General features: G+C 67.4%; 29 protein-coding genes and 1 pseudogene. 17 read left to right on the top strand and 13 right to left on the bottom strand.

From position 1 onward, the window contains the following. Window positions 1-68 precede the first annotated feature (68 nt). Window positions 69-1,361, top strand: a complete 1,293-nt coding sequence (locus tag HNQ67_RS09350) for an Nramp family divalent metal transporter (protein ID WP_183254668.1) — start codon at window positions 69-71, stop codon at window positions 1,359-1,361. Window positions 1,362-1,392: 31 nt separating this feature from the next. Next, window positions 1,393-1,656, top strand: a complete 264-nt coding sequence (locus HNQ67_RS09345) for a hypothetical protein (RefSeq protein WP_183254666.1) — start codon at window positions 1,393-1,395, stop codon at window positions 1,654-1,656. Here the strand turns inward: HNQ67_RS09345 and HNQ67_RS09340 are convergent. Then, entirely contained in the window at window positions 1,653-2,213 is a 561-nt protein-coding gene (locus HNQ67_RS09340) for a methylated-DNA--[protein]-cysteine S-methyltransferase (RefSeq protein WP_183254664.1), read from the bottom strand. The two genes, HNQ67_RS09345 and HNQ67_RS09340, sit on opposite strands and share 4 nt — an antisense overlap. A 119-nt stretch (window positions 2,214-2,332) precedes the next feature. Here HNQ67_RS09340 and HNQ67_RS09335 point away from each other — a divergent pair, with 119 nt between their 5' ends. The 6 genes and pseudogenes from HNQ67_RS09335 to HNQ67_RS09315 all read left to right on the top strand — a co-directional run bounded on the left by HNQ67_RS09335 (window position 2,333) and on the right by HNQ67_RS09315 (window position 8,829). Then, complete coding sequence (locus HNQ67_RS09335; RefSeq protein WP_183254662.1) at window positions 2,333-3,364, top strand: mechanosensitive ion channel family protein; 1,032 nt, start codon at window positions 2,333-2,335, stop codon at window positions 3,362-3,364. Window positions 3,365-3,460: 96 nt separating this feature from the next. Continuing rightward, on the top strand, window positions 3,461-5,812 hold the full coding sequence (gene uvrB / locus HNQ67_RS09330) for an excinuclease ABC subunit UvrB (RefSeq protein ID WP_425486343.1): 2,352 nt from the start codon (window positions 3,461-3,463) through the stop codon (window positions 5,810-5,812). 175 nt (window positions 5,813-5,987) lie between these two features. Beyond that, a complete protein-coding gene (locus tag HNQ67_RS09325; protein ID WP_183254660.1) occupies window positions 5,988-7,115 on the top strand; it encodes a DUF262 domain-containing protein in 1,128 nt (375 codons plus the stop codon). After that, window positions 7,112-7,333, top strand: a pseudogene (locus HNQ67_RS13865) (ATP-binding protein); the annotation flags it as partial. The gene HNQ67_RS09325 and the pseudogene HNQ67_RS13865, both read left to right, overlap by 4 nt. A gap of 93 nt (window positions 7,334-7,426) precedes the next feature. After that, window positions 7,427-8,548 carry an ATP-binding protein gene (locus HNQ67_RS09320; RefSeq protein ID WP_246347521.1) on the top strand — a complete coding sequence of 374 codons (1,122 nt, stop codon included), beginning with the start codon at window positions 7,427-7,429 and terminating at the stop codon, window positions 8,546-8,548. Window positions 8,549-8,625: 77 nt separating this feature from the next. After that, complete coding sequence (locus tag HNQ67_RS09315) at window positions 8,626-8,829, top strand: hypothetical protein (RefSeq protein WP_183254657.1); 204 nt, start codon at window positions 8,626-8,628, stop codon at window positions 8,827-8,829. Between the two features lie 287 nt (window positions 8,830-9,116). Here the strand turns inward: HNQ67_RS09315 and HNQ67_RS09310 are convergent, their stop codons facing one another. After that, on the bottom strand, window positions 9,117-9,653 hold the full coding sequence (locus HNQ67_RS09310; protein WP_183254655.1) for a hypothetical protein: 537 nt from the start codon (window positions 9,651-9,653) through the stop codon (window positions 9,117-9,119). Window positions 9,654-9,826: 173 nt separating this feature from the next. Between HNQ67_RS09310 and HNQ67_RS09305 the strand changes: the two genes are divergently transcribed. Together HNQ67_RS09305 and HNQ67_RS09300 are read left to right on the top strand one after the other, a co-directional pair. Then, window positions 9,827-10,459, top strand: a complete 633-nt coding sequence (locus HNQ67_RS09305; RefSeq protein WP_183254654.1) for a hypothetical protein — start codon at window positions 9,827-9,829, stop codon at window positions 10,457-10,459. 205 nt (window positions 10,460-10,664) lie between these two features. Continuing rightward, entirely contained in the window at window positions 10,665-11,615 is a 951-nt protein-coding gene (locus HNQ67_RS09300) for a DMT family transporter (protein ID WP_183254653.1), read from the top strand. A gap of 17 nt (window positions 11,616-11,632) precedes the next feature. Here the strand turns inward: HNQ67_RS09300 and HNQ67_RS09295 are convergent, their stop codons facing one another. Both HNQ67_RS09295 and HNQ67_RS09290 read right to left on the bottom strand, forming a co-directional pair. Continuing rightward, window positions 11,633-11,836 carry a cold-shock protein gene (locus HNQ67_RS09295; protein WP_183254651.1) on the bottom strand — a complete coding sequence of 68 codons (204 nt, stop codon included), beginning with the start codon at window positions 11,834-11,836 and terminating at the stop codon, window positions 11,633-11,635. 205 nt (window positions 11,837-12,041) lie between these two features. Further along, window positions 12,042-12,800: an extensin-like domain-containing protein gene (locus HNQ67_RS09290; RefSeq protein WP_183254649.1), complete on the bottom strand. Its 759-nt coding sequence runs from the start codon at window positions 12,798-12,800 to the stop codon at window positions 12,042-12,044. A gap of 78 nt (window positions 12,801-12,878) precedes the next feature. On the opposite strand from HNQ67_RS09290, the gene ppk2 reads away from it, so the two are divergent. Continuing rightward, the gene (ppk2, locus tag HNQ67_RS09285; RefSeq protein WP_183254647.1) at window positions 12,879-13,628 is read left to right on the top strand and encodes a polyphosphate kinase 2; all 750 of its coding nucleotides are present in this window, start codon (window positions 12,879-12,881) and stop codon (window positions 13,626-13,628) included. Here the strand turns inward: ppk2 and gluQRS are convergent, their stop codons facing one another. Next, complete coding sequence (gluQRS, locus tag HNQ67_RS09280; RefSeq protein ID WP_183254645.1) at window positions 13,629-14,477, bottom strand: tRNA glutamyl-Q(34) synthetase GluQRS; 849 nt, start codon at window positions 14,475-14,477, stop codon at window positions 13,629-13,631. A 77-nt stretch (window positions 14,478-14,554) separates the two neighbouring features. Between gluQRS and HNQ67_RS09275 the strand changes: the two genes are divergently transcribed. From HNQ67_RS09275 to HNQ67_RS09255, 5 genes are all read left to right on the top strand, one after another. Then, window positions 14,555-15,211, top strand: coding sequence for a DNA-3-methyladenine glycosylase family protein (locus HNQ67_RS09275; protein WP_183254643.1), 657 nt, complete (start codon window positions 14,555-14,557; stop codon window positions 15,209-15,211). After that, on the top strand, window positions 15,208-15,864 hold the full coding sequence (locus tag HNQ67_RS09270) for a trimeric intracellular cation channel family protein (protein ID WP_425486342.1): 657 nt from the start codon (window positions 15,208-15,210) through the stop codon (window positions 15,862-15,864). Before HNQ67_RS09275 ends, HNQ67_RS09270 begins: the two co-directional genes overlap by 4 nt. Window positions 15,865-15,994: 130 nt before the next feature. After that, window positions 15,995-16,558: an HNH endonuclease gene (locus tag HNQ67_RS09265; protein ID WP_183254846.1), complete on the top strand. Its 564-nt coding sequence runs from the start codon at window positions 15,995-15,997 to the stop codon at window positions 16,556-16,558. 77 nt (window positions 16,559-16,635) lie between these two features. Then, entirely contained in the window at window positions 16,636-16,860 is a 225-nt protein-coding gene (locus HNQ67_RS09260; RefSeq protein WP_183254639.1) for a hypothetical protein, read from the top strand. Between the two features lie 52 nt (window positions 16,861-16,912). After that, on the top strand, window positions 16,913-17,689 hold the full coding sequence (locus tag HNQ67_RS09255; RefSeq protein ID WP_183254637.1) for a transglutaminase-like domain-containing protein: 777 nt from the start codon (window positions 16,913-16,915) through the stop codon (window positions 17,687-17,689). Here the strand turns inward: HNQ67_RS09255 and HNQ67_RS13825 are convergent. From HNQ67_RS13825 to rpmB, 3 genes are all read right to left on the bottom strand, one after another. Then, a complete protein-coding gene (locus HNQ67_RS13825; protein WP_183254635.1) occupies window positions 17,662-19,287 on the bottom strand; it encodes an ATP-binding protein in 1,626 nt (541 codons plus the stop codon). The genes HNQ67_RS09255 and HNQ67_RS13825 overlap by 28 nt on opposite strands. An 11-nt stretch (window positions 19,288-19,298) precedes the next feature. Then, the gene (locus HNQ67_RS09245) at window positions 19,299-20,996 is read right to left on the bottom strand and encodes a M1 family metallopeptidase (protein WP_183254844.1); all 1,698 of its coding nucleotides are present in this window, start codon (window positions 20,994-20,996) and stop codon (window positions 19,299-19,301) included. A 250-nt stretch (window positions 20,997-21,246) separates the two neighbouring features. Continuing rightward, entirely contained in the window at window positions 21,247-21,546 is a 300-nt protein-coding gene (gene rpmB, locus HNQ67_RS09240; protein ID WP_183254633.1) for a 50S ribosomal protein L28, read from the bottom strand. 210 nt (window positions 21,547-21,756) lie between these two features. On the opposite strand from rpmB, the gene HNQ67_RS09235 reads away from it, so the two are divergent. After that, window positions 21,757-22,230, top strand: coding sequence for a DUF3617 domain-containing protein (locus tag HNQ67_RS09235; protein WP_183254632.1), 474 nt, complete (start codon window positions 21,757-21,759; stop codon window positions 22,228-22,230). 12 nt (window positions 22,231-22,242) lie between these two features. Here HNQ67_RS09235 and HNQ67_RS09230 read toward each other — a convergent pair whose 3' ends face one another. The 5 genes from HNQ67_RS09230 to HNQ67_RS09210 form a co-directional block, all read right to left on the bottom strand. Then, window positions 22,243-22,659 carry an OmpA family protein gene (locus tag HNQ67_RS09230; protein WP_183254631.1) on the bottom strand — a complete coding sequence of 139 codons (417 nt, stop codon included), beginning with the start codon at window positions 22,657-22,659 and terminating at the stop codon, window positions 22,243-22,245. Between the two features lie 87 nt (window positions 22,660-22,746). Next, window positions 22,747-23,310, bottom strand: coding sequence for a CarD family transcriptional regulator (locus HNQ67_RS09225; RefSeq protein ID WP_183254628.1), 564 nt, complete (start codon window positions 23,308-23,310; stop codon window positions 22,747-22,749). Between the two features lie 322 nt (window positions 23,311-23,632). After that, complete coding sequence (fdxA, locus tag HNQ67_RS09220) at window positions 23,633-23,974, bottom strand: ferredoxin FdxA (RefSeq protein WP_183254626.1); 342 nt, start codon at window positions 23,972-23,974, stop codon at window positions 23,633-23,635. Window positions 23,975-24,038: 64 nt separating this feature from the next. After that, window positions 24,039-24,326: an RNA-binding S4 domain-containing protein gene (locus HNQ67_RS09215; RefSeq protein ID WP_183254625.1), complete on the bottom strand. Its 288-nt coding sequence runs from the start codon at window positions 24,324-24,326 to the stop codon at window positions 24,039-24,041. Next, window positions 24,323-26,800: a helicase-related protein gene (locus tag HNQ67_RS09210; protein ID WP_183254623.1), complete on the bottom strand. Its 2,478-nt coding sequence runs from the start codon at window positions 26,798-26,800 to the stop codon at window positions 24,323-24,325. Before HNQ67_RS09210 ends, HNQ67_RS09215 begins: the two co-directional genes overlap by 4 nt. Window positions 26,801-26,935: the final 135 nt, after the last annotated feature.

The following is a 26,935-nucleotide window of genomic DNA, read 5'->3' as shown; positions in this document are numbered from 1 at the left end:
CGGGCCCTCGTGGGCCGGGACAAGCGGCATCGGCTGCGGCTAAGCTCCTCGCACAGGAGCCCCGCCGCATGACCGATGCCCCCGCCCCCACGACTCCGTCCGCTGGTTCCCACTGGCGGCTGATCGGTCCCGGGATCGTCGCCGCCGCCACCGGCGTCGGGGCCGGCGATCTGGTGGCCACCCTCGTGGCCGGCTCCATGTTCGGCTACGCCCTGCTATGGGCGGCGGTGGTCGGAACCCTGCTGAAGATCTCGCTGGCCGAGGGCGTCGGCCGCTGGTCGCTGGCCTCCGGTCGGACCATCTTCGAGGGCTGGTCCAGTCTCGGGCCGGGCTGGTTCGGCGGCCGGCTCAACTGGGCCAGCGCCTATTTCGGCGTCTATGTGGCCGTCTGGGGTTTCGTCTATGGAGCCACGGCCATGACCGCCTCGGCCCTGCCGCTGGCCGCCTTGCTGGACGGCACGGCCCTCGCCCTCGATCTCAAGGGCTGGGCCATGATCTGCGGCGTCGTCGGCCTGATCCTCGTCTGGTTCAACCGCTATCCGGTGTTCGAGAAACTGATGACCGCACTGGTCGCGGTGATGTTCGTCACCGTGGTCGGCCTCGCCGTCATCGTCGCCCCCGACCTGCCGGCCATGGCGCGCGGCCTGGTCCCGACCCTGCCCGAGGGGTCGACCTTCTACACCCTCGGCCTGATCGGAGGAGTGGGCGGCACCATCACCCTGGCCGCCTACGGCTACTGGATCGGCGAGAAGGGCTGGCGCGGCCCGGCCTGGATGCGGGTCATGCGGCTCGACAACCGGGTCGGTTACGCCGTCACCGGCGTCTTCGTCGTGGCCATGCTGATCGTCGGCGCCGAGTTGCTTTACGCTTCGAACATTGCCCTGGCTCGGGGCGACCGGGGCCTGCTCGACCTCGACGGCGTGCTGCGCGAGCGGTTCGGCGACGTCGTCGGGGTGATGTTCCTCGTCGGCTTCTTCGCCGCCAGCTTCTCGTCCCTGATCGGCGTCTGGCACGGGGTCAGCCTGATGTTCGCCGACTTCTGGGCCCATCTGCGCGGTCGCGCCGCCGACCCGACCGCCAGGGGCGAGGGCAGCCCCGCCTTCCGCGGCTATCTGCTGTGGCTCACCGTCCCGCCGATGGCCCTGCTGTTCATGGACCGGCCGTTCGGTCTGATCGTCGCCTATGGCGCGCTCGGGGCCCTGTTCATGCCCTTCCTCGCCCTGACCCTGATCTGGCTGCTCAACTCATCGCGAACGCCGGCCGGGTGGCGCAGCGGCTGGCTTTCCAACAGCATGCTGATCGCGGGCGGCCTGCTGTTCTGCGTGCTGGCCGGGCGAGAGCTGATCGGTCTGTTCAGCTAAATCAGGTGCGGCGCTCATCTCAATGCGAACAATGAAAATTCTGCAGCCTCTCTTCGCTTCGGTCTGTCTCGTCGCCGTTTCGGGCTGTCAGACCATGTCGACGGAAGAGGCCTGCCGCGCCCGTGCGGCCGCAAGCGGTGTCCAGTTGGACGGGCCGGCCGTCGTACAGACCGTGCCGGGAACCGAACAGGTGATCTATGGCTGGGAACCCGTTCACAACGGTCGATCGGGTGTCCAGTGCACGACCCAACGCGGACACGTCCAGGACGTCACAATCTTCGGCTGGAACACCTAGATCAGCAGCGCGCCCTCGTGCCTTAGCAGCCAGCCCTTGCGCTCCAGCCCGCCGCCGAAGCCGACCAGCGCCCCATCGGCGCCGACCACCCGGTGGCAGACCAGCACCAGCGGAATGGGATTGCGGTTCAGGGCTGTGCCCGCCGCCTGCGCCGCCCCGGGCTCTCCGGCGCGCTTCGCCATCTCGCCGTAGCTGATGGTGACGCCCGCCGGCACCTCGGCCAGCGCCCGCCATACCCGGGCGTGGAAACCGTCGCCAGCGACCGCACCGTCCAGCGACCATGGCGCGCGGCCCAGCGCCTCGCGGTCACCGTCGAAATAAGCGCCCAGGGTTCGAACCAGCGCCGCCGGGGCCGCGCCGTCGGCCAGCGCGGCCATCGGATACTCGCGCTTCATCGCCTTGATCAGCCCGTCACCGCCCGGACCCGAGAACGACAGCCCGCGCAGCACACCCGCGTCGTCGCAGGCCAGGGCCAGCGGTCCGATCGGGCTGTCCACCCACGACAGGGTCAGGGCAGAGGGCGGCGAGCATGAAGGGGCGGCATCGGCGCGGGACATGGGGCCAGTCTGCCCCGGCGCGGGCGCGGATGCTCGCGCTATTCGGCTCTGATCGCTCGCAACACACGACCGCCGCGACCTCTGGCGGAACCGCCGGGGGCGCCATACGCTGACGCTTGATGCCGAACCTCAGTGAAATCGACCAGGAACAGCTGTTCCGTATCGGCGGCGCGTCGATCACGATCGGAGGGCTGATCGCCGCCCTTGTCGTGCTGGTGGCGGCCTGGGCGCTGTCGTGGGTGGCCACCCGGGCGTTGCGACGCCTGCGCGAGCGCTCGACCCGCAGCGCCGGCGCCCTTTATGTGCTGGAAAAGCTGGCCAGCTACGGGCTGATCCTGTTCGGCGTCTTCGCCGCCCTGTCGACGGCGGGGCTGAACCTGTCGTCGCTGGCGGTCTTCGCCGGTGCCATCGGCATCGGTGTCGGCCTCGGCCTGCAGGGGGTGGTCAAGGAATTCGTCTCGGGTCTCTTTCTGATCTTCGACCGCATGGTTTCGGTCGGCGACTTCATCGAACTGGAGGACGGCGTGCGCGGCGTCATCGCCGAGGTCGGGCCGCGCGCCACCCGCATCCGCACCAACGACAACCTCAATATCGTCGTGCCCAACTCGCATTTGATCGAGGGCTCGGTCACCAACTGGACGCTCAAGGGCGATACCCGCCGCATCCATATTCCGTTCGGCGTCGCCTATGGCGCCGACCGGGCCGCGGTGCGCGAAGCGGTGCTGGAAGCGGCCCGCAACAGCCCCTTCACCTTGCCCGAAACCGACACCCGCAAGAGCCAGGTCTGGCTGACCGGCTTCGGCGACTCCAGCCTGAATTTCGAGCTGCTGGTCTGGCCGACGCGCGAGGCGGTCAAACGGCCCGGCGCCATGCACGCCGCCTACACCTGGGCCATCGCCGACGCCCTCGACAAGGCCGGGGTCGAGATCCCCTTCCCGCAGACCGACCTGCGTCTGCGCAGCGTCTTCGGCCGCGAGGGCGACGACGCCTTGAAGACCCTGGGCCTGGCGGTCAACGCCGGCGCGCCGTCGGAGCCGAAGCCCGCCGCGCCGGCGCCGCGCGCGCCTCCGGTCAACGACGCCGCCGAGGATCTGATGACGCCCGAAGAGGAGACGGCCAACGGCGAGGAGCCGGGGCCCGCGACGCGCTAGATCCGGCTGTCAGCCGCTGTCGGCCGTCGCCATCCGCATCCCCCGCGCGCGCCGGACGTTGTGGCGAAACCCCGTTCCCCGCCCTAGATTGCGTTCATGGCCCGTTCTCCCCGGAAATCGACCCAGACCACGCCCCAGGGCACGCGCAAGCCCGAACACACCCCGGGCGTGGCCGAGGCCCCGGTCTCCTTCCTCCACGATCCGGCCGCGGCGACCAGCCGGATGCCGATGTTCGCGCCCGTCACCGGCCCGCGTCTGACGCCCGAGGAAGCTCCCGGCAAGCCCGCCGACTGGACCCCGCACCGGCCCGACCGGCCCTCCGGCCGCAAGCACATCCCGTTCCGGCTCGAGACCAAATACACCCCCGCCGGAGACCAGCCCGCCGCCATCGCCGAACTGGTCGAGACCGCGAAGGCCGGCGAGCGCGATCAGGTCCTGCTCGGCGTCACCGGCTCGGGCAAGACCTTCACCATGGCCAAGGTCATCGAACAGACCCAGCGCCCGGCCCTGATCCTCGCCCACAACAAGACCCTCGCCGCCCAGCTCTACTCCGAGTTCAAGTCGTTCTTCCCTGACAACGCCGTTGAATACTTCGTATCCTATTACGACTATTATCAACCGGAAGCCTACGTCCCGCGCACCGACACCTATATCGAGAAGGACAGCTCGATCAACGAGCAGATCGACCGCATGCGCCACTCCGCCACCCGGGCGATACTCGAGCGGGACGATGTGATCGTGGTCGCCTCGGTCTCCTGCATCTACGGCATCGGCTCGGTCGAGACCTATACCGCCATGACCTTCACCCTGAAGGTCGGCGACCAGATCGACGAGGCCAAGCTGCGCGCCGACCTCATCGCCCTGCAGTACAAGCGCAACGACGCCGCCTTCGAGCGCGGCATGTTCCGCAAGCGCGGCGACACCCTGGAGGTCTTCCCCGTCCACATGGAGGACCGCGCCTGGCGCATCCAGCTGTTCGGGGACGAGCTGGAATCCATCCAGGAGTTCGACCCCCTCACCGGCAAGAAGACCGCCGACCTCGACGAGATCACCGTCTACGCCGCCAGCCACTACGTCACCCCGCGGCCGTCGCTGAACCAGGCCATCACCGGCATCAAGGCCGAGCTCAAGGAGACGCTCGACTGGATGGTCGAGAACGGCAAGCTGCTCGAGGCCCAGCGCCTCGAACAACGGGTGCGCTTCGATCTGGAGATGATGGAGGCCACCGGCTCCTGCGCCGGCATCGAGAACTACAGCCGCTGGCTGACCGGCCGCGCCCCGGGCGAGCCGCCGCCCACCTTCTTCGAATACATCCCCGACAACGCCCTGCTGTTCGTCGACGAGAGCCACGTCACCGTCGGCCAGATCAGCGCCATGTACCGCGGCGACTACCGCCGCAAATCCACCCTGGCCGAATACGGCTTCCGCCTGCCCAGCGCCATCGACAACCGCCCGCTGAAGTTCGACGAATGGGACGCCATGCGCCCCCAGACCGTCTTCGTCTCCGCCACCCCCGGCCCGTGGGAGATGGAGAAGACCGGCGGCGTCTTCACCGAACAGGTCATCCGTCCCACCGGCCTGATCGACCCCCCGGTCGAAATCCGCCCGGTCAGCGGCCAGACCCGCAACCAGGTCGACGACGTCATCGATGAGGTAAAGAACGTCGCTCGTCTCGGGTACAGGTCTTTGGTCACCGTCCTGACCAAGAAGATGGCTGAGGACCTGACCGAATACATGCACGAGCAGGGCGTCCGCGTCCGCTACATGCACTCCGACGTCGACACCCTGGAACGGATCGAGATCCTGCGCGACCTGCGCATGGGCGCCTTCGACGTCCTGATCGGCATCAACCTGCTGCGCGAGGGCCTCGACATCCCCGAGTGCGGCCTGGTCGCCATCCTCGACGCCGACAAGGAGGGCTTCCTGCGCTCCGAGACCTCGCTGATCCAGACCATCGGCCGCGCCGCCCGCAACGTCGACGGCCGCGTCATCCTCTACGCCGACCGCATGACCGGCTCGATGGAGCGCGCCATCGCCGAGACCAATCGCCGCCGCGAGAAGCAGGAGGCCTACAACGCCGAACACGGCATCACGCCCGAGTCGGTCAAGCGCGACATCAAGGAGATCATGGCCTCGCCCTATGAGAGCCGCGAGATGGACCGCCTGACCTCGCCCGGCGTGGCCGAGGCCTCCAAACCCTTCGTCGGCACCAACTTCCAGGCCGCCCTCAAGGACCTCGAAGGCCGCATGCGCGAGGCCGCCGCCAACCTCGAGTTCGAGGAGGCCGCCCGCCTGCGCGACGAGATCAAGCGCATGAAGCTGCTGGATCTGGAGTTCGCCAATGAGGTGCTGACCGCCGAGGGGGAGCAGGTGGACAAGAGCGCGCCGAAGCGGTGGCGGGCCGACGCGGCGGCGGAGAAGGCGGAGGCGTTCCGGAAGGGGCGGTAGGGGGGGGGGGCGGAGTGCGGTGGAGGCCGGTCGACCCGGGTCAGGCCAAGCAGATGACGCCGGTAGACTGAGGACCAGACCGGTTTGATGCGGCGAAGGCGTGACGTGAGGAATATGATTGACGAGACTCAAGGCGTTCGCCCACGTTGGGCGCTAAACCGTCGCGGCAGATAAAATGAAGCTTAAACCTTGGGAGCCTGATCTCCAGTCACTCGTGGCGCGCATGTCCTCCGGCGCGGTTGACCTTCAACCGGAATTCCAGCGGCAGGAGGTCTGGTCTTCGCCAAAGAAGAAGCGGCTTGTCGATACCATCCTTAGGGGCTGGTCTATTCCCCCGATCCACCTCGTCGAAACCGCAGGGTCGCGTTTCGAGGTTCTTGATGGGCAGCAACGTCTCGTCTCAATCCGTGATTTCTTCGAGGATAAATTCTCTATAGATGGAAACATAACTCCTGAGGACCCTTATGTCAGATCGTTGCACCGTAAGGTGTATTCAAAACTGGACATTGACGTCGTCAGAAGCATAAATAATTACTCTTTGCGCTGCTTCATTATATTCGATTATCAACCCGAAGAACCGAGCGAACTATTCTATAGGCTGAACCAGCCAACAATGCTCACCGCTGGGGAGCAGCGCAACGCCCTGTACGGCCCGGCACGGGCGCAACTGAAAGAGTTGGTGAATTATTTCGTTTCGTCCGGAAACACATCCTCTTCACTAGGATTCTCAAACACGCGGCTGGCATATGACGATATTATCGCGAGGCTATTATTCTTCTTGGAGAACGGTAGCTTCGCCATCAAGGGAACGGAAAGTCGGATTTCCGAGCGCTTCAGGAGCCGGCATGGGTTTCCTGATGACGTAGTGCAGCGCGCGTGGCGAACAATAGAGCATTTTTCAGGTGCGATGCGGCAGTCCCCGCATTATCGCCTCAACAAGGCTAGCTTAATCTCATGGTTGCTGTTTTTTTCCCGTTTTGAGGAGTCGGATCCACATCCCGGCATTGTGTCAGCGTTTTCTGCTGCGAGGAATGGCCAATATACAGCCCACTATATCACTGAGGCGGCCGCTGTTTTCGAGGACAGGGCAAGTCTCCGTGTAACGGACGTATCGTCAGTCGTCCTTAGAGATATTGTCCTTTGGTACATTTACTGTTTTGCCTTGAACGAAGTTCCTCCTGCCCCGGTAGAGCCTTCCCTATTGCGCTCGCTCGAGGACGCCGTTTCGCAGCGCGATGATGTGACGTTTGAGCATGCTGCCTTGCAGGTATTTGACTTGGAGCACTGGGGTGGGCTGCTGTGAAAGCCGCCCGGGCAGCAGACCTCAGACGGGGTCTCAAGAAGCGGGCGGCAACCTGGCCGGTACGTATAGAGCACTTCGCTTTTGACAATTTGCTTGGCCTGGGCTCGGGAGAAGTCGCGTTCTATTCTCCTATCACTTTCATTTCGGGCGCGAATGGCGCAGGCAAGAGCACGCTCTTGCAGGCTTTATGGGGAGCCTTGGCGCCGGAGGGCGCTCGGCGCTCGGACTTTATTGCGCGAAGACTGGCTACTGGAACCGCATCCGTCCTTCTAAAGGTCGTAGATGTTGAACATACATGTTCCGCTTCCTTCGTGGCTTCTGAGACGAGTAGCGATGCCTCGCATGGTCTCGACGTGATACACTTGGACACCTCTCAGGAGGTGGATATCGTTCTTTCCATGCTAGCGGACCTTCAAGCGGATGAGGGAATAACGAGCGGGATCGGCGAGTACAAACTAACGGACGATGAGTTAGGAGAAGTAGAGTTCATTACCAGAAGAGGGTACCGCTCTGTTTCGTTATTTGAGATCGAAGAGTTTGACCGAGTCATACCATTTTTCGAAGTGTCATATGGGGAGGATCGATATGACAGTCGGTCTATGGGCGCAGGTGAGCTGGCGGCCTTTCTAATCTGGTGGACTCTGTTCCGAGCGAAAGAGAATTCGATCATTCTCCTCGAAGAACCGGAGACGTTTCTATCTCAAGCCTCACAAGAGGCTGTCGGCTCTCACATACTATCTAAAGTGACTGAGAAGAAGCTGTGCGCCGTGGTGGCCACTCACTCTGGTCCGATGATAGCTCCGATGCCAGATGAAGCGCTTGTGTTCCTCATACGCACACGAGAGGGGGTCTCATTCGATGCTTCCGCACCACCTTCACTGCTGACCCAATTAGGCATCGATCCGCCAATCTCAGCGATCGTCTTGGTTGAAGATATGGCAGGGGCGGAGTTCTGCCGGTGGATCCTTGAAAAGTATGATCCAAGGCTAGCCCGTCGCATTGATGTGACCGTGCGGAACGGCGAGGGAAACATCGCGGCTAGCTTGGCTCAGATGGCTGACACGCGCCGTATTAAGATCGTGGGGCTGTTCGATGGGGATGTGAGGACCACGACCGCAGAGGAGCCCCGCGCGCGCTCGACCTTTCTGCCTGGCGACATCCCGATCGAGCGAACATTTCGCACTCTAGTCACGGAAAATCCTGGGGCGTTCGGTGCCATTGTCGGTCGGGAGGACATCCCCCGGCTGTTGGCTACGCTAGAAGGCAAAGAGGCGCACGACTGGTACCACGACTTATCGGTCGAACTCGGTTTGTCGCGGACCCAGCTTTTCCCACCGATGTTTAGACTTTGGAACGATCAGGACGGGAGTGAGGAGGCTGCGCGAGCGGTAGCTAAGGCGCTCTCCGAGTTGATCGACGGACTAGACGAGTAAGAAGAGCGCACCCACCATTTTTTAATAGTGAGATCGCTGGAGGTGGTCTCTGACCCACCACCCACTACGGTGGTTGGATGGGGGACGATACCAACTCGTGGTGCAGTCTCGGCTTCGCCGAGCCGAGCGCCGTCTACACCAGCGCGACCCAGCAGGCGCGCCATCTGACCGAGGGCTGGATGGCCGGGCACGGCTTCTGCCCCGCTTGTCCGGCCGACCGGCCGCCCCGCCCACCAACACCCGTGCGGGCGCTTGTCATCCCGGACGCCGCGCAGCGGTGATCCGGGACGCCTGGCCGCCCAACCCCACCCTCCCGGAAGCGGCGCGAGCCGCTATCCGGGAGACGGGTGACCGGGCTCGCCGCCGCCTGTCTCCCGGACAATCGCGCTGCGATTTCCGGGAGCGGGCCTGAGGGGAGCGCCGCCGTCCCGGCTCTCCCCCCGGCCTGCGCCGGGGTCCGGCCGGGATGACAAAACGCCCTCTCTCTTGGCTCATCCGCCCCTGCGGGGCGCCCGTCGGGCGTCGCCCCTCCACCCGCATGGGAGAAGGACAGGCAGAAGCCCCCGCCTCAGCCCCCCTTGGTCGCGGTCTTTCCGCCGGCGCCGGCCCCTCCCTTGACCGGAAAGGCTATCTCCCGCGCCACGGCGACGGTCTGGAGAAAGGTCTCGAACATGCCGCGCATGCGGCCGCGGGTCATGCCGGACAGATAGTCCATGCGCCAGACCTTGAGCTCATTGCCGACCGCCACGTCGGACAGCCAGGCGATGTCGATCTCATGCTCCCGGGCGAGGGCCTCGGCCTCGCTGTCCAGTTCGAACCAGACGTAGAGGATGAACTCGGCGCAGCGCTTGGCCTCGCCGTCGCCGGTGCAGCTCCAGCCCTCGAAATGAACCCACAGGTCGTCGGGGTAGAGGATCTCCATCCGGTACTCGTTGTCCTCCAGATGCTCGACCGCCCCCGGCGTCCCGCCGGTCTCGATGGCCAGGGCGCGGACTTCGGCCGGGCCGAGCGTCGTCACCGGCTTGTCGTCCGGCGTCTGCGCCCACGCCTCACCGCCCCCGGCCAGCAGGGCCACGCCCGCCGCCCATCCCGCCCATCTCCGCATCGGCCCCTCCACGATTCTACTGCAACGAGTGACAGCAGATCGCCGGCCTGCCAACCCCGACCCTGCCAACCCGGCCAATCCCGGTCGTCAAGCCGCCAACCCGACCGCCCTGCGTCCGATTCTGACGGGTCCAACCGCTACCATCCGCTCCAGTATTGGGAGGGGACTCCAACATGAACGCGCGCCTGCCGACCACCCGCTACGTCACCGCCAGCGCCGAGACCTGGAGCCTGATCCGCGGGGCCTATTTGTCCGGCCTGTCGGCCCCCACCGTCGCCGCCCGCTTCGGGGTGTCGGAGACGGCCCTGCGCCGCCGGGCCCGGCGCGAGGGCTGGACCAAGCGCGACTTCGCCGCGCGGTCGACGCCGTGGCCGCTGGGGCGCGTCCCGCCGAGCGGCCCTTCCGGCGTCCTCGCCGCGCCCGGCCTGCCGCCCGATCCCGACGCCCCCCTGACCGAGGACGAGGTGGTCGCCGCCTGGACGTCGCCGATCCAGATCCGCCCGGGCGACCTGGCCCGGCGCACCCTCGCCGCCGCCGCCGAGGCGGTGAAGGGCGGGCGCGGGCTGACGGCCCTGCGGCTGGCCCGGGCGGCCAATGAGATCGCCCGCCTCGACGCCCTGTTCGAATGGGTCGAATACGATCCGGCCGAGCAGGAGCGCGACCGCGAGGCCGGCCAGGCCCTGACCCTGCGCTGGGTCCGCGAACGCGCCCTGCGCCTCGCCGAGGATATCGCCGCCGGCCGACCCCTGCCGCCCGAATACGCCGACCTCCCGCCCCGCGACGAGGGTCCGGGAGTGTCGGAATGACAGGGTTTGGGGATTTTCCGGTGACCGCATCGATCCCTTCTCACCACCGGGGGTGGAGGGCGACGCCCGACGGGCGCCGCGGAGGGGCGGATGAGGGGGAAGCCCGCTTCGGATCGGCGGGCGGCCGGTTCGCATCGGGCCCCCCCTCATCCGGCCCTGCCGGGCCACCTTCTCCCCCGAGGGGAGAAGGCCGTATACGCATTTGATGACCGCCTCCCGCGCCGCCCCCCTGCTGATCCTCCTCGCCTCGGCGGCGGTGCTGGGGCTGGCCCCGATCCTGGTGCGGCTGGCCGACACCGGGCCGGCGGCGGCGGGGATGTGGCGGTTCGCCTTCGCCCTGCCGTGGCTGCTGCTGCTGGTCTGGCGGCCCGGGCAGGCGGCCGGGGCGGGCGGGATCGGCCGGCCGTCGCCGCTGATGGGGCTGGCGGCGCTGTTCTTCGTGCTCGACCTGGCCTTCTGGCACTATTCGATCCGCTTCACCTCGGTGGCCAACGCCACCACCCTGACCAACCTCACCCCGGTGATCGTGACGGCCGTGGTCTGGCTGATGTTCCGCGAGCGGCCGCGGGCCCTGTTCCTCGCGGCCCTGGCCCTGGCCCTGTTCGGGGCGTGGACGATGTCGGCGGGGGCGGACGGCCGCCAGGGCTCGGACCCGCGGCTGGGCGACCTGTTCGCCGCCGTGACGGCGCTCTGGTACGCCGGCTATTTCCTGACCGTGAAGGTGTTGCGCGGGCGGGTCTCCGCGTCGCGGATCATGCTGTGGACCACCGGGCTGGGGTTGCCGCTGCTGCTCGGCGTGGCCGTGGTCCTGGGCGAGCCGCTGACGCCGGCCTCGACCGCGGGCTGGCTGGCCTGCGCCGGGCTGGGGCTGGTCCATGTGGCCGGGCAGGGCGGGGTGGCCTGGGCGCTGGGCCGGCTGCCCGCCGCCCTGACGGCGGTGACGGTGCTGATCCAGCCGGTGGTCGCGGCCCTGCTCGGCTGGATGCTGTTCGCCGAGACCATGACGGCGGCCCAGCTCGGCGGCGCGGCGGCCCTGCTGGCCGGAGTGGTGCTGGCCCAGTGGTCGGCCCGGGTGAAGCCGGGGCCCGCCGCGCCGTTGGCCGGTCCCGAAAACAAGAAAGGCGCGGAAGCCGAAACTTCCGCGCCCGTCCCGTAGAAGAAGGAGGTGTCAGCTCAGAGGAGCTTGAGGTCCACCGCCGAGGTCTTGCCGCGCTGGGATTCCAGCTCGTATTCGACCTTGGCGTTCTCATCGAGGCCTTGCAGGCCCGCCTTCTGGACGGCGGTGATGTGGACGAACACGTCCTGGCCGCCGCCGTCGGGTTGAATGAAGCCGAAGCCCTTGGTGGGGTTGAACCACTTGACCGTGCCGGTCGCCATATTGCGTCTCCTGAACGCGCTTTCCAGGCGGACGCCCCTAAGGGGACGCCCGACAGCCCATCTGGACGAGCTCATTCAGCGAAGGAGCGAGCACGGGTGTGGACGCCGCGCGAAATCCGGACTGCGGGGGCATTTCTCTCCCGAAAAACCGGAGACGGTCAACCGCAAACCGATTCGCCCGGGCGGCGAACAGGGTTAGCGGCGGCTAGGCGCACAGCCCGCGCTCGGCCCCGTCGAGATGCAGGTGGTTGGCGTGGGCCTCGTTATAGTCCGGGGTCAGGACGGTGGAGAAGACCCGGCAGGCCCCGTCGCGGACGCGCGTCAGGAACGACCGGCCCTCAGGCCCGCGGGGACCCTCGCCGTCCCAGTCGTCCAGCACCGAGATCCGGCGGCCGTCCTCCAGCGTCATGCCGCCGAGGTCCAGCGCATTGGCCCGGGCATGCTCGCTGGGCCGCGCATTGGGATCGGTCTGGCCGTAGATGCGGCGGCAGCTGTAGGTGCCCGCGTCGTTCATCCTGGCGACCCGGCTGCCGAAGCTCCGCTCCGCCGCCGGCTGCAGCACCTGGCGCTCCCAGATGACGTAGCGCACCGCCAGCGGGCACTGCATGACGGGGTTTCCGGGCAGGAGGGTGACGGCCCCGCCGGTGATGCGGACCGCCCCGCGCACAACGCAGAAGCCGCCGTCGTCGCGATCCTCGGCCCGCTCGACCTCGACGCCGGCCTCGCGCAGGACCTGGATGCAGGCGTCGGTGACGGCCTTGGTCTCCTCGGGGGCGGCGGTGCGGGTCAGCTCGAAATCGGCCACCTTGGCCGCCGTCGCCTGGCCGATCGGCCGGTTCAGGTCCAGCGGCTTCCACGGCAGGTCCTGGTGCGGCGCGAAGATGTTGAGCAGGGCGAAGGCCGCGCACAGGCCGAGCCCGGCTTCCCACAGCAGGTTCCAGAAATCTGCGAAATCGCGGTCCATCGACGGCCAGCCTTACGCGGCGGCGCTGCCCTCCGCCACCGGCATTGCTCCAGCGGCAGGTTCGGCGCATCCTGCCCCGTGGCCAGAAAAAGCGACAAATACCAAGCCGAGCTGGAGCGACTCCAGATCCTGCTGGTCGAGACCCAGGCCTGGACGATCGACAAGGGCCGGAAGACGGTGATCGTCTTCGAGGGGCGGGACACGGCCGGCAAGGACGGCGCCATCAAGCGCATCACCGAGCACATGGCCCTGCGGCAGACGCGTGTCGTGGCGCTGCCGAAGCCGACCGACCGGGAAACCAGCCAGTGGTATTTCCAGCGTTATGTGACGCACCTGCCGGCCGCGGGCGAAACCGTGCTGTTCAACCGCTCATGGTACAACCGGGCCGGGGTCGAGCGGGTCATGGGCTTCTGCGAGCCCGGTCAGTACGCCCGGTTCCTGGAAGACGCGCCGCACTTCGAGCGGATGCTGGCCGACGGCGGGCTGAAGATCATCAAGCTCTGGCTGGACATCTCCAGGGCCGAGCAGGCCGAGCGCCTGGCCTCCCGGGTCGCTGACCCTCTGAAGCGGTTCAAGGTTTCGTCGCTCGATGCTGAGGCGCAGGACCGCTGGGACGATTACACCGCCGCCCGCGACCGCATGCTGGACCAAACCGACCATCCCGCCGCCCCCTGGACGGTGGTCGCCACCGATCGAAAAAAGACGGCGCGACTCAACATCATGCGTTACATCCTGAAAGCGATAGGCGGGCCGGGAGAGGCTGGTCCGGAGCCTGATCCGGGCGTGGTCTTCCCCGCCGCGAAGTCGGACGGACGGCTCGCCGCCTGATCAGAATCCCAGGTCCGCGCGCAACGTCTCCGGGCTTGCACCTTCCGCCCTCAGTTGCGCCAGCGTCACCGAGCCGTCCCGCTTGGCGAAACGCCTTCCGTCGGGCCCGGTCATTAACCGATGGTGCCGATAGACCGGCGTTGGCCAGCCCATCAGCGCCTGGATCAGCACCTGGATGTGGGTGGCCTCGAACAGGTCCTCGCCGCGGATGACGTGGCTGACCTCTTGCAGGGCGTCGTCGTGGGTCACGGCAAGATGGTAGGCGGTCCCGGCATCCTTGCGGGCCAGAACCACGTCCCCTGCCGTCTCCGGCCGGGCCGGGATGATCCCCGATTCGCCCCTGGGGCCCTGTCCTTCCTCTGTGAAGGTCAGGCTGCCCCAAACCTCCTGTCCCAAGGCTTCACGGGCGCGGTCCAACGAAAGCCGCCACGCAAATCGTCGACCCTCCGCCAGCAGCCGCGCCTCTTCGTCCGCCGGGTGCGGCCCCGGGCTCACCGCCTCTGCCGGGCCATGAGGCGCGTCGCCGATGGTGTCGAGAATCTCCCTACGGGTGCGGAAGCACCGATACAGCAGACCGCGCCGGTTCAGCGTATTCACGACGGCGGCGTATTCCGCCAAATGGTGGGACTGACGTCGGACCGGCTGTTCCCAGTCCAGACCAAGCCAGGCCAGATCCTCGAGGATGGCCGCGTCGAACTCCGGCCGGCGCCGCGTCGGGTCGATGTCCTCCATGCGCAGAAGGAAACGGCCGCCGGCCACGCGCGCCGCCTGCCACGCCGTCAGGGCCGAGAAGGCATGGCCCTTGTGCAGGCGGCCGGTCGGCGAGGGCGCGAAGCGGGTGACGAACATCGAACGACGATAGCGGCAAGCGGACACGATCACATCCGGCGACTTGCCGCTTTCCGGTCGCCCGCTACGGTCTTCCGATGCAGACCCCCTATTGGCAGGACGATATCGGGGCGGCGCGCCGGGCGGTCGTCGCAATCGATCCGGCGCTGGCCCGCGCCCACGAACAAACGCCGGCCTTCGAGTGGCGGCGCCGGGTCGGCGGGTTCGAGGGTCTGTTCCACATGATCGTCGACCAGCAGGTATCGTTGGCGTCGGCCGCCGCCATCTGGACAAGGGTCGAGGCGGGGCTAGGCGGCGAGGTGACTCCCGAACGCACGCTGGCGACGGATATCGAGACCCTGCGCGGCTTCGGGCTTTCGATCCAGAAGGCGACCTATGGTCACGAGATCGCCCGCGCCCACGTCGACGGGCGGATCGATTTCGACCATCTGGAGACGCTGTCGGACGAGGAGGCCGTGGCGCGGCTGACCGCCATCAAGGGCGTCGGCAAGTGGACGGCCGAGACCTTTCTGATGTTCTGCGAGGGCCGGCGGGACATCTTTCCCGCCGGCGACATCGCCCTGCAGGAAGCCATCCGCTGGGCCGACGGCGCGGCCCTTCGACCCCGCGAGAAGGAGGCCTGCGCCCGCGCCGAAATCTGGCGTCCGCACCGAAGCGTGGCGGCGCATCTCCTTTGGGGATGGTATGGAGCGGTCAAGCGCGGCGAGATCGCGCTGGAGGAGACGCCCCGTTGATCGACCCGCCGACGTTGGAAGCCCTGTCCGAGCCGATCCTGCCCACCCTCTATGTGGTCGACTACGCAGGCGTGGCGGTTTTCGCGGCTACGGGCGCCCTCGCGGCGGCACGCGAGAAACACGACCTGGTGACGCTGGCGTTCTTCGCGGCGATCACCGGGGTCGGCGGCGGCACCTTGCGCGACCTGCTGATCGACGCCCCCGTGTTCTGGGTCCATGACTGGAAATACATCGGCGTCTGCCTGGCCGCTGCGTTGGGCGTCTGGTTCCTGGGCCGGCAGGACTGGCGTTTCCGCGCCCTGCTGTGGCTCGATGCCATCGGTCTGGCAGCCTATGGAGTGATGGGCGCCGCCAAGGCCGAGGCCCTCGGTTTCGCGCCCCTGATCTGCATCGTCATGGGCGCGTTGACTGCCTGTTTCGGCGGGGTGGTGCGCGATCTTCTGGCGGGCCAGCCATCTATCCTGCTGCGTCGCGAGATCACCGTCTCGGCGGCCATTCTGGCGGCGGTCGTATACACGGCCCTCAAGGGCCTGGGCCTGTCGAATGTCGAGGCCGCCCTGATCGCCGCTCCGTGCGGATTCATTCTTCGGGCCGGCTCGCTCCGCTGGGGCTGGCGACTGCCTTCCTTCCCGGGTGCTCCTTCGCGCAACTGAGCGTCGCGCAGGCGTCTTCCCGTGGTCATCGCCAAGCTGTCGAATCAGGCGTAGGATTCGCGGACAGCCAGGGAAGGAGACGTGTCTTCAGTCCGGTCGCGTCGTTAAACCTCGTTCGCACGGCGAGGGCCTGATGCAGGTCCTGGACCGCCCCCCGTCCGGCTGGCCCGCGCTGGTGCTCAACGCCGACTTCCGCCCGCTGTCCTACTACCCGCTGTCGATCTGGCCATGGGAAGAGGTGATCAAGGCGGTGTACCAGGATCGCGTCGATGTGGTCTCGACCTATGACAAGGTCGTGCGCAGCCCCTCGATGGAGATCGTTCTGCCCAGCGTGATCGCGCTGAAAAACTACGTCGATCAGGACCGGCAGCCGGCTTTCACCCGGTTCAATGTCTTCCTGCGCGACGGTTTCGCCTGCCAGTACTGCAGCGCCACGACGGAGCTGACCTTCGACCATGTGATTCCGCGCAGCCGCGGGGGCCGTACGACCTGGGAGAACATCGTTGCGGCCTGCAGCCCCTGCAATCTGCGGAAGGGCGGCCGCACGCCGCAGCAGGCAGGTATGCCGATGCGCCGGGCCCCGCACCGTCCCAGCGCCTGGCAACTGCAGGAGTTCGGCCGACGTTTCCCGCCGCACTATCTGCACCAGAGCTGGCTGGACTACCTCTACTGGGACATCGAGCTGGAACCCTGAATCGATTTACCCACCCGCGTTACGGGAACGGACACGCGCTGCGCGGGTTATCTGGGCGAGTTGATCGGGAGATATCCATGAAGAAGACACTTGCCGCCCTCGCCGCCGGTTCGCTGCTGGTCGCGGGGCAAGCCGTAGCCGCTGGTCAAAGCGGAGTTGCCCGCGTGGGCGACCGCGTCGGGGCCCAATCTGAAGCCTCCAGCGACTTCGCCGGGGTTCCCCTGATCGGTCTTCTGGCCATAGCCGGCGTGATCGCCGCGGCTGTCGTGGTCGTCTCGGACGACGCTTCCGACAGCGATTGACTCGCGTTCCCGACGGGTTGACGAAACCATGGGGCTGGCTCAGGCCGGCCCCATGAAAATCCGTGTTCGCGCCGATCTCGTCTACCGCTTCGATCCACCCACTGACGCCATCTACAAGATTCAAGTGGCGCACTGGCCGGGCCAGAGCATCCTGGAGGAGCGGCTGACGACCCACCCCACAGTCGATTTCAATGAGAGCCGGGACGAAGAGTTCGGGGCCCGAACTTTGCGCGCCCACCTGTCTGGCGAGGTGGCGCTGACCTATGAAGCGTTGGTCGAGAACGGCACGCTCAAGGGGTTGCCGCCGGTCACCATCCAGCACGACTGGAACGACCTGCCCGCCGAGGTCCTGCCCTATCTAAACGCCAGCCGTTACTGCCCGTCCGACCAGTTCGGACGGTTCGCCGAGCGAACCTTCGGAGGGACGGTCGGCGGCGACCGGGTGCTGAAAATCCTCGACTGGATCAAGGCCGAGATCGACTACGAAGCAGGGGTTTCGGATACCGAAACCACCGCCGCCCGCACTTTCATCGACCGGGCCGGGGTGTGCCGCGACTTCACCCACATGGGCATCACACTGTGCCGCGCCTCGGGCATTCCGGCGCGCGCGGTCAGCGCCTATGCCCACCAGCTGTCCCCGCCGGACTTCCACGCCATCTTTGAGGTCTGGCTGTCGAATGGCTGGTGGCTGGTCGATCCCACGGGCCTGGCCCCGGTCGAGGGCCTTGTACGGATCGCCTGCGGGCGCGACGCCGCCGACATCGCCTTTCTGACCACGCAAGGCAGCTGCCGGTTGGTGCGTCAGTCGGTGACAGCCGAAGCCGTCTGACCGGAGCCGGCGACCGGCAATACGATCACGAATCGGGCTCCGCCACCCACAGCATCCTCCACGCGGACGTCGCCTCCGGCGCGGGTCGCCATGTCCTGAACCTGAGCGAGGCCCAGACCCGTCCCCTGATCCTCGGGCTTGGTGGTGAAGAACGGGTCGAACAGCCGTCCGCGCGCCTCGGCGGGCACGCCGGGTCCTGAATCCTCCACCGCGATCTCGACCCACCGACCTTGCAGAGAGGTTTCGACGGTCAGGGATCCCTGGCCGGCCATCGCGTCGCGGGCATTGAGAGCCAGGTTCAGGATCGCCAACTCCAACTGGTCGCGGTTCGCGTGCGCCAGGTTGGCGTGGGGATCGGCCCGCACCGTCACCGCGACCCCGCCGCCAACGGACTGGCGAACCAGTTCGCTGACGTCGTTCAGTAACTCGATGACATCCACAGGGCCGGCGTCTGCATGGCCGTCACGGGCGAAACCGAGAAGCTGGTTCGAAAGACGGGCGCCGCGCTGGGCCGCTTCGAGCGCCATCCCGGCGCGGCGCGTGATGTCCGGGGCCGCCTGCGCGTCGGAACGGATTTGCTCGAGGTTGCCGATGACCACCGTGAGCAGGTTGTTGAAGTCGTGGGCCACCCCGCTGGCGAACTGTCCGATCGCTTCACTCTTCTGCAGTCGTAGCATCCGGGCGTCGGCCTGGCGCCGGGCGTTCAGATCGATCAGCCCGTAGACGAGAACGCCGCCCGCGGCCATGAGCGCCAGCCACGCTCCGCCGACAATAACGAAAAACAGCCAGAAGCGCGGGGAATCGATCAGTTTCCGGTTCACCGCGACATGCGCGGACCACCCGCTCAGGTCCGAGGTGACATAGGCGGTGTAGTTCTCCAGACCCTCGTAGGTGCGGCCGCGATAGAAGCCCTTGCCGCCCCTCTGGACGGCCGAGCGGACATACTGCGTCGCCGGGCGGCCGACCCGGGCCGGATAGTCGAGCGACCGGGCGACGAACCGGCCTTCCGCGTCGACCAGGGCGGTTACGCGTCCGTCGTCGGCGGCCGCCATGGCCATCGGTTGGAAGGTTCCGGGATCAATGAGGGCGACGACGTCGTGATCGGGCGTCGCCGCGATGGGCTGCCGCAGCACGACGCAGGGGCAGCCAGTTCCGTCGCGCACCACATCAAATGGAGCCGCACCCGACACGGCGGGATCAGGCCCGTCGGCCGCGCCGGCCCGCATCACGACCTCTCCCGTGCTTCGGCGGACGACCAACACGGCCTTCCATCCCGGGTTCACCTCGACCACGGTCGAGGCGCGGGTCGCGGCGGCCTCCCAGTTTCGCTGGGCGAGGGCCGTGGATGTCGCAAAGGTGCGCAGAGCGCCGAGATCGACGGCCAACTGATTGTCCGCCGCATTGCGCATGGTTTCGGCGCGGACCAGCGCCCCGTTCTCGACGGAGGACTGCGCTCGCGACAGGCCAAGCACCAGTGCCCACGATAGCAGCAGGATGGCGGGCATGAGCAGGATGCCGCCGATGATGATGAGCAGCCGCCCTCTCGAGCCGATCCGGATTCGTCGCTTCAGTTGCCGCTCTCCCGCATCAGTCGGCACCTAAAGCTCGATTAAGGCAAAGGTTGCGCGTGATTGCCCGCCGCCTTCCATTCCTCAATGAAGTCCAAGCGGCGCAGCACCTTGTTGTCCGGATCGATCAGCACATGGGCGCCGGGAGGGGCGGCGATGCGGCCGCGGCCTCCGTCCATCGAAACGGTGCGGCGGCGACCATCGACCTCGACCTCGACCGGCATGGGGAAGACGCCGCCGTTCCCCGTCACCCATTCCAGCACCAGCTCGCCGCCCGCCCGGGTCTGGCGCAGGTCGGGCAGGGCCGCCTGGTAGAGATAGCCCTGGAAGAACCAGGTGAGGTCCTGTCCCGTCTCCTCGTGGACGATGGACAGGAATTCGTCGGTCGTGCCGTAGCGCGGCTGGAACTCGCCTGGCCGCGGCGTCGCTGTGCCGTAAACCAGCCGCGTGACCGAGCGGAAGAAGGCCTCGTCGCCGATCAGCAGGCGCAGGCTGTGCGCGATCAGCGATCCCTTGTTGTAGATGTCGAGCCCGGGGCCGCGGTCGCTCTGGTAGACTTCGTCCTCGGACTTCTCTTCGCCGGACACGACCGGGAATTTGTTGATCAGCCCGCGCCGCTGGTCGAGCAGCGAGGCTTCCATGAAGCGGTCGCCGTGCAGCCAGCGGTCGTAGAGCGGCTGCATGTAGCTGCCCAATCCCTCGTGCAGCCACATGTCGTCGGCGTTGCGGTTGGTCAGCTGGTTGCCGAACCACTCGTGCGACAACTCGTGGTGCAGCAGCCAGTCGAAGCCGCGGCCGTCCAGCTTGTACTCGTTGCCGTAGGCGTTGATCGTCTGGTGCTCCATTCCGAGGTACGGCGTCTCGACCACGCCCATCTTCTCGTCGCCGAACGGATAGGGACCGACCGTCGCCTCGTAGAAGTCCATCATCGGCGCGAACTGGGCGAACAGCGCCGCCACCTTGGCCGGATCGTCGGACCGCAGGTGCCAGTAGGACATCGGAACGACGTTGCCGAAACGGCTGCGGTAATCGGCGGAGACCTCCGCGTACGGCCCGATATTGAGCGCGATGGCGTAGGTGTTCGGATTGGCCGCTGACCAGTTCCACGTCGTCCAGCCGTCGCCGTGATCCACCGTGCCGAGGAATTTGCCGTTCGAGGGCGCGGACAGGTTGGACGGCACGGTGATGTGCAGGTCGACGCGGCCCGGCTCGGCCAGCGGATGATCGATGCAGGGCCAGAAGATGTCGCAGCCCTCGGGCTGCACCGCCGTGGCGATCCACGGCTCGCCCGACGGGGCCGTGGCCCAGACGAAGCCGCCATCCCACGGAGCGTGGGGGGCCACCCGCGGCCGGCCCGAATAGGCTATGCGCAGCCGCGCCGTCTCGCCGGCGGCGAGGGTGCGACCCAACTCGACCGACATCCGGCCCTCAGGGTTCGACCAGCGGTCGGGGGGAACCGGGACGCCGTCCACGTCGACCTCCGAAACCGTCAGTATGGTGTCCAGCTCGACCACCAGCCGCTCGACCGGCGCGGTGGCGGTGAAGTCCAGCACGGCGACGGCGTCGATGGCCCTGTCGTCCGGGATCACCTTGATCGACAGGTCGGCCTTGTCGAAGATCACCGCCAGTTGCTCGGGGGCCCGGGGTTGATCGGTGCCGAGGGTGAAGGCGGTCGACTGACGGGCGGGAACCGGACCGGCGAGCGGAGCCTCGCGGGCCGGGCGCGGCGTGTCAGCCATGGCATGGCCGCCGTTGGACGCGCAGGCGGCGAGGGCGAACAGGGTTGCGCCCATCAGGGCGGCGCGACAGGCGATCACGGACACGGAGGACTCCCGACGATGGACCGCCGTCAACCTAAAGACCGCCACCGCCGGCGCAACCGCTAAGCGGGGTCGCTCCGGTGCGCCTCCGTCGCCCCGGCACGGGCGCTGCAAACAAGAAAAAGGCCGGTGTTTCCACCGGCCCCTTCAATCTGGGTGTCCTCGCCGATCAGGCGGCGGCGGCCTGTTCGGCCAGCTTGGCCTTGACCTGGCGCTTGATGCGCTGGGCCGCGACCGACAGCTGCTCGTCCTTGGCCTTGACGATGAACGGATCGAGGCCGCCCTTGTAGTCGAGGGTGCGCAGCGCGGCGTTGGAGATGCGCAGCGAGAAGGTCTGACCGAGGGCCTCCGAGGTCACCTTGACGGCCTTCAGCGACGGCAGGAACCGGCGCTTGGTCTTGATGTTCGAGTGGCTCACGCTATGGCCGACCATCGGGCCGATACCGGTGAGTTCGCAACGACGCGACATCTGACTATCCTTCGGAGCGGTCCGCGGGACGAAGCGGACGCATGAAACAGGTGCGCGCGGGAGGTCATCCCGCGCGAGAGGGGGGCGTATAGAGGAGGAGTCCTCGTCCCGTCAAGACTTGGAGCGCGCGGCGGCGCTGTTCAGCCGCCGTTCAATTGCCGCCATATATCCCCTCTAGTCATGAGACCGAATTTCAGATCGGGGACCTTGATGAAGCCTTCCGCCCTCCTCCGTGTCGCCGCTGTCGCCGCCCCTGTCGTCGCCGGCGCCCTGTTCCTCGGCGCGCCCGCCCAGCCGCAGGCCGCGATGACCGCTCAGTCGAGCGCCGACACCGTCCTGCCCGGCTACTGGGAATACACCACCAGCGCCGTCGGCGTGCGCGACACGGAGACCAAATGCGTTCGCCCCAGCGAGATCAACCGTTTCTTCGGCGGTCTCTCGACCCGCCGTTGGCGCTGCACCTATCCGGTGCGTCAGGTCGGCAACGGCAGTGCCCGGTTCGAGGGCACCTGCACCGACCACAAGAACCGCCGGGTCAATGTGCGTCTGAACGGCACCTACCAGCAGGAGAGCTTCACCTTTCGCGGCGGCGCCCAACTGGCGCGCGGCACGCCCTATCTGCCGGCCTCCATCACCGCCCGTCGCATCAGCGCCCAGTGTCCGGCCAACGCCGAGTATTTCTGAGTCGGGCGCGCGTCAGGCGCCCATCGGGCAGATGCGGATCTCGACTCGCCGGTTCCGCGGCTCCCGGCCTGAGGCGACGCGCGCGGGGGCTGTGTCGTCCATACTGCTGACCGTAAAGGTCCACGGCGCGTCGCTTCCGGCGCGGCGGGTCTCAAGGCGGCTCCAGACGGCTGTCACACGTTCCTCATCGAGGGCGGTCAGGCCGCGAGCCCGCTCGTCGCCATCGATATGACCGACGATTGTCGCAGTCGCGCCCGGGTCTTCTATCAGTGTGAACGTATGGTAGGTACTATCAACGAGACTCTCCGCTCCGGGGGTCAGGTTGGCATCGCCGGTTTCGAAGTAAACTTTCACGTTTGTGCAGTCCGGCGACGGTTGCGCGGCTCCTGACAGAGCGATGACCAACGCGGCCGTAACCATGTTCAGCATGATCAAATCCTCCCGACGGCCAGTCTGAACAGCAAAACGCCCGCCGTAAAGGCGGGCGTTTCTGGTCCATCGAGGGATTAAGCTCGATCAGGCGGCTTCGGCTTCCTCAGCCTCGGCTTCGGCGGCTTCAGCAGCGGCGATGACGGCCTTCTTGGCGCTCAGCGACTTGCCGAGCAGCTCGACGGCGGCGTCCTTGTCGATGCGGTTGGCCGCGGCGACTTCGCGGGCCATGCGATCCAGAGCCGATTCATAGAGCTGGCGCTCCGAATAGGACTGTTCCGGCTGGCTGTCGGCGCGGTGCAGATCGCGGACCACCTCGGCGATCGAGATCAGGTCGCCCGAGTTGATCTTGGCTTCGTACTCCTGGGCGCGACGCGACCACATGGTGCGCTTGATGCGGGCGCGGCCTTTCAGGGTCGTCAGGGCCTTGGACACGACGTCATCGGCGGCCAGCGAGCGCAGGCCGGCGGTCTTGGCCTTCTTGGTCGGCACCCGCAGGGTCATCTTCTCGTGGTCGAAGGTCACGACATAGACCTCCAGCGACATCCCCGCGACTTCCTGGGTCTCGACAGCCGCCACCTTGCCGACGCCGTGCGCCGGGTAGACGACCGCGTCGCCAACCTTGAATTCCAGACCAGTCTTGTTCGTCATGTCATTCCTTTCCCGGCGCGGAAGACAGGCAAAACGGATCCGTTAAAACGACAGGGGCTCGTCCCGCGGCAGCAGCCGCCGGCGCGGAACGTCAGTCGTCAATACGGAATCGGATCACCAAACCTCTGGCCGATCCCGCCTGCATGGACGGGATTCTGTCGCAAACTCGGGCGGCGCGAAGAAATCGCAGACCGCCCGACCCAATGACAGTAACCTATCACAAATCTGCGGAATTTCAAAACGTCCACAGCGTCACCGCACCAAAGGATGTAAATCCTCTCCGGAGAGTGTGCGGCCGAGGCCTGGCGGGGAGTCCGGCGTCTCAGGAGCCCTTGCCGGGCTGCGGCGAGAAGTATTTTTCGAACTTGCCCGTTTCCCGCTCAAATTGTTCGGCGTCGGCGGGCGGCGCGCCCTTCACCGTGATGTTTGGCCACACCTTGGCGTATTCGGCGTTGACCATCAGCCATTTGCCATCCGGCTCGTCCTCGGTGTCCGGCTTGATGGCGTCGACCGGGCATTCCGGCTCGCAGACGCCGCAGTCGATGCATTCGTCCGGCGCGATGACGAGAAAGTTCTCGCCCTCGTAGAAGCAGTCGACCGGGCACACCTCGACGCAGTCCATGAACTTACATTTCACGCAGGCGTCGGTGACGATGTAGGTCATTGAGCGGAAAGCGGTCGCGGTTGCTGGGGACGGGCTGCGCAGATGACCCCGGCGGGGGGCGGTGTCAACCGGGCCCCGCGTCGCGGAGGGCGTAGAGGCTCCGCGCCTCCTCGGGCGGACCCCGCCGCGAACCCAGTCCCCGCACCGTCAGGTCGATCAGCCGACCGCCCAGCGCGAAGACCAATCCATCGCCGACATGGACGCTGCGGCTGGGCTTGTCGAGCCGGGTCTGCATCCCGTTATGCGTCAGCCGGATCGCGCCCCGTTCCACGAGGGCCGCGGCCAGGGAGCGGGTCCTGGCGAAACGCGCCCGCCATAGCCAGACGTCGATGCGGCAGACGGCCTCGTTCATGCGGGCTTCCGGCGCCGGGGCCGTTTGCGGCGGGCGGGGACGGGCGGCGCCGTCAGCGCCGACAGGGCCGCGAAGGGCGAATCCTTGACCGGTTTCGGCTTGCGGTCGGGGCGATCCGGTTGCCGGGCCCGGGTCGTCTTCAGCGCGCCCGCGAGCGCCTTCGCCTGTTCCACGGTGATCCCCAGTTCCGCCAGATCGGTCTCGCTCAACACGCCCTTGGTCCGCGCCCGCCGCTCGGCGAGGGATTCCAGCATGTCGACGCCGACCGCGAACCGCCCTGCCGCGCGCAGGCCGAAGGCAGACAACAGCCGGGCGGACGGGGGCGGGTCCGGCAACAGGGTCAGGGCCGCCGCGCCCGGCCGGAACGGCTCGCTTGCGACAAAAGCCTGCGCCACCGCGGGACTCCGCCCCTTCAGCAAGGCCGGGAGCCACACCGAATGCGCGCCGAGGCGGACGCCGAAGGTCTTCAGCGTCCGCCGCTCGACCTGGCTCAGCGCGGCCAGGTCGCGCTCCACCTCGCGCCGGCCGACGATGCCGCCCGCCTCGACCAGCCGGTAGGCCAGCCCCCGCGGCAGGCCCTTCAGGGCGCCGCTCTCCACGGCGGACCTCAGCCGCCGCAGCGGCCGCAGCGCCCGCCCGGCCTCGGCCGCCAGCCAAGCCTCGAGCCGCCGTTGGGCCCGCTCGCGCGCCGCCGTCGGGCCGAGGTCTCCCAGCAGCCGGACGCGGGGCGCGAACCAGTCGCCGCCCACGATCTGACCGGCCTGCGCGCCGCGCCACAGCACGGCCCCGGCCGGCGTCACCGAAAAGGCCTCGTCGCCGTCGGCCGCCAGCCGGCCGAGACGCCGGGCGATCTCGGGCGTCACCGCCTGCCGCGCGGCATGCCGCAGCGCCTTGTCCTCCAGCGCACTGCCGCCCTTGTCGATCTGGAAGTCGACACCGGTCAGACGCCCGACCGCGTGTCCCTCGACCACCACCGCGCCGTCGGGGTTGACGTCCGCCACCGCATCCTCCCGCACGTTGAGCGCCCGCATCAGGGCGGTGGTGCGACGATCCACGAAGCGCGCCGTCAACCGCTCGTGGAGCACGTCGGACAGCCGCTCCTCCAGCGCCCTGGTCCGGTCACGCCAGCCTTGGGCCTGATCCAGCCAGTCCGGGCGGTTGGCGATGTAGCTCAGGGTCCTGACCCCACTCAGTCGGGCCGACAGTTGATCGATCTGGCCGTCGTCGCGGTCGAGGTCGGCGAAGCGGGGCGCGACCCAGTCCGCGGTCAGCCGCCCCCGCTTTCCCGTCAACGCCTCGAAAATCTCCCTGGCCAGCCGCGCGTGCTCGTCCAGCGTCGTTTTCTGGAAGTCGGGCAGCTGGCAGGCCTCCCACAGTCTCATGATGGCCCCGCGCGAGCGACCGATCCGGGCCACGTCCTCGTCCTTGATCAGCCGCCGCAGCAGGGTCTCGTCCAGCGCCGGCTGGGTCAGGTTCAGACCGCGCACGCCGGGCGTCACCGTCAGCGAACGCAACAGGCCGGGTAGGGTGTCGAAGTCCAGCCGGGCGTTGCGCCACTCCGCCGCCTCGACCGGGTCGAACCGGTGCTCGACCACCTGCTCGACCAGATCGTGGTCCAGATCCAGCGCCTCGCCGGTCACGCCGAAGGTCCCGTCTCTCAGGTGCCGACCCGCCCGCCCGGCGATCTGGCCGATCTCATGGGCGTGCAGCCAGCGCGTGCGCCGCCCGTCGAACTTCCTCAGGCCGGCGAAGGCGACGTGGTCGACCTCCATGTTCAGCCCCATGCCGATGGCGTCGGTGGCGACCAGAAAATCGACCTCGCCCGACTGAAACAGCTCGACCTGGGCGTTGCGGGTGCGGGGCGACAGCGAGCCCATCACCACCGCCGCCCCGCCGCGCTGTCGCCGGATCAGTTCGGCGATGGCGTAGACCTGCTCGGTGCTGAAGGCGACGATCGCGCTGCGGGCGGGCAGGCGGGTCAGTTTCTTCGATCCGGCGTAGGACAGGGTCGACAGCCGCTCGCGCGACACGATCTCCACATCGGGGACCAGCGACCGGATCAGCGGGGCCATGGTCCCGGCGCCCAGGAACATCGTCTCGAACCGGCCGCGCGCGTGCAGCAGCCGCTGGGTGAAGACGTGGCCCCGCTCGGGATCGGCGACCAGCTGGATCTCGTCCACCGCCAGGAACTCGACCGACCGTTCCATCGGCATGGCCTCGACGGTGCAGACGAAATAGACGGCGCGCGGCGGGACGATCTTCTCCTCGCCGGTGACCAGGGCCACCGCCGCCGCCCCGCGCCGCTTGACGATCCGGTCGTAGATCTCGCGCGCCAGCAGCCGCAGCGGCAGGCCGATCATACCCGAGGCGTGACCCAGCATCCGCTCGACCGCCAGATGGGTCTTGCCGGTGTTGGTGGGCCCCAGCACCGCGATGACGCGCGAGGGGGCCAGGCCGGTGGCGCGGTCGCTCATGATGCTGAAAAGGTGGCTCTTCCCGCCCGGTTCCTCAAGCGCCGCCGGAGCGATTCCGTCGGGCGTAAACGGCGGGCGTAAACGGCGAAGCTCATGCCAGCGGAACAGGGGCGAAACGAATCAGGACCGAATCGC

Origin of the sequence: Brevundimonas basaltis (genome assembly GCF_014202075.1) — a bacterium.
Classification (GTDB): domain Bacteria; phylum Pseudomonadota; class Alphaproteobacteria; order Caulobacterales; family Caulobacteraceae; genus Brevundimonas; species Brevundimonas basaltis.
The sequence above is the reverse complement of the archived record's forward strand: the minus strand, read 5'-3'. Positions and strand labels throughout refer to the sequence as shown.

Bases quoted from the DNA above. Each gene is read 5' to 3' on its own strand.
- HNQ67_RS09350 (WP_183254668.1), top strand. From the start codon at position 69: ATGACCGATGCCCCCGCCCCCACGACTCCGTCCGCTGGTTCCCACTGG.
- HNQ67_RS09345 (WP_183254666.1), top strand. From the start codon at position 1,393: ATGAAAATTCTGCAGCCTCTCTTCGCTTCGGTCTGTCTCGTCGCCGTT.
- HNQ67_RS09340 (WP_183254664.1), bottom strand. From the start codon at position 2,213: ATGTCCCGCGCCGATGCCGCCCCTTCATGCTCGCCGCCCTCTGCCCTG.
- HNQ67_RS09335 (WP_183254662.1), top strand. From the start codon at position 2,333: ATGCCGAACCTCAGTGAAATCGACCAGGAACAGCTGTTCCGTATCGGC.
- uvrB (WP_425486343.1), top strand. From the start codon at position 3,461: ATGGCCCGTTCTCCCCGGAAATCGACCCAGACCACGCCCCAGGGCACG.
- HNQ67_RS09325 (WP_183254660.1), top strand. From the start codon at position 5,988: ATGAAGCTTAAACCTTGGGAGCCTGATCTCCAGTCACTCGTGGCGCGC.
- HNQ67_RS09315 (WP_183254657.1), top strand. From the start codon at position 8,626: ATGGGGGACGATACCAACTCGTGGTGCAGTCTCGGCTTCGCCGAGCCG.
- HNQ67_RS09310 (WP_183254655.1), bottom strand. From the start codon at position 9,653: ATGCGGAGATGGGCGGGATGGGCGGCGGGCGTGGCCCTGCTGGCCGGG.
- HNQ67_RS09305 (WP_183254654.1), top strand. From the start codon at position 9,827: ATGAACGCGCGCCTGCCGACCACCCGCTACGTCACCGCCAGCGCCGAG.
- HNQ67_RS09300 (WP_183254653.1), top strand. From the start codon at position 10,665: ATGACCGCCTCCCGCGCCGCCCCCCTGCTGATCCTCCTCGCCTCGGCG.
- HNQ67_RS09295 (WP_183254651.1), bottom strand. From the start codon at position 11,836: ATGGCGACCGGCACGGTCAAGTGGTTCAACCCCACCAAGGGCTTCGGC.
- HNQ67_RS09290 (WP_183254649.1), bottom strand. From the start codon at position 12,800: ATGGACCGCGATTTCGCAGATTTCTGGAACCTGCTGTGGGAAGCCGGG.
- gluQRS (WP_183254645.1), bottom strand. From the start codon at position 14,477: ATGTTCGTCACCCGCTTCGCGCCCTCGCCGACCGGCCGCCTGCACAAG.
- HNQ67_RS09275 (WP_183254643.1), top strand. From the start codon at position 14,555: ATGCAGACCCCCTATTGGCAGGACGATATCGGGGCGGCGCGCCGGGCG.
- HNQ67_RS09260 (WP_183254639.1), top strand. From the start codon at position 16,636: ATGAAGAAGACACTTGCCGCCCTCGCCGCCGGTTCGCTGCTGGTCGCG.
- HNQ67_RS09255 (WP_183254637.1), top strand. From the start codon at position 16,913: ATGAAAATCCGTGTTCGCGCCGATCTCGTCTACCGCTTCGATCCACCC.
- HNQ67_RS09245 (WP_183254844.1), bottom strand. From the start codon at position 20,996: ATGGCTGACACGCCGCGCCCGGCCCGCGAGGCTCCGCTCGCCGGTCCG.
- rpmB (WP_183254633.1), bottom strand. From the start codon at position 21,546: ATGTCGCGTCGTTGCGAACTCACCGGTATCGGCCCGATGGTCGGCCAT.
- HNQ67_RS09235 (WP_183254632.1), top strand. From the start codon at position 21,757: ATGAAGCCTTCCGCCCTCCTCCGTGTCGCCGCTGTCGCCGCCCCTGTC.
- HNQ67_RS09230 (WP_183254631.1), bottom strand. From the start codon at position 22,659: ATGCTGAACATGGTTACGGCCGCGTTGGTCATCGCTCTGTCAGGAGCC.
- HNQ67_RS09225 (WP_183254628.1), bottom strand. From the start codon at position 23,310: ATGACGAACAAGACTGGTCTGGAATTCAAGGTTGGCGACGCGGTCGTC.
- fdxA (WP_183254626.1), bottom strand. From the start codon at position 23,974: ATGACCTACATCGTCACCGACGCCTGCGTGAAATGTAAGTTCATGGAC.
- HNQ67_RS09215 (WP_183254625.1), bottom strand. From the start codon at position 24,326: ATGAACGAGGCCGTCTGCCGCATCGACGTCTGGCTATGGCGGGCGCGT.
- HNQ67_RS09210 (WP_183254623.1), bottom strand. From the start codon at position 26,800: ATGAGCGACCGCGCCACCGGCCTGGCCCCCTCGCGCGTCATCGCGGTG.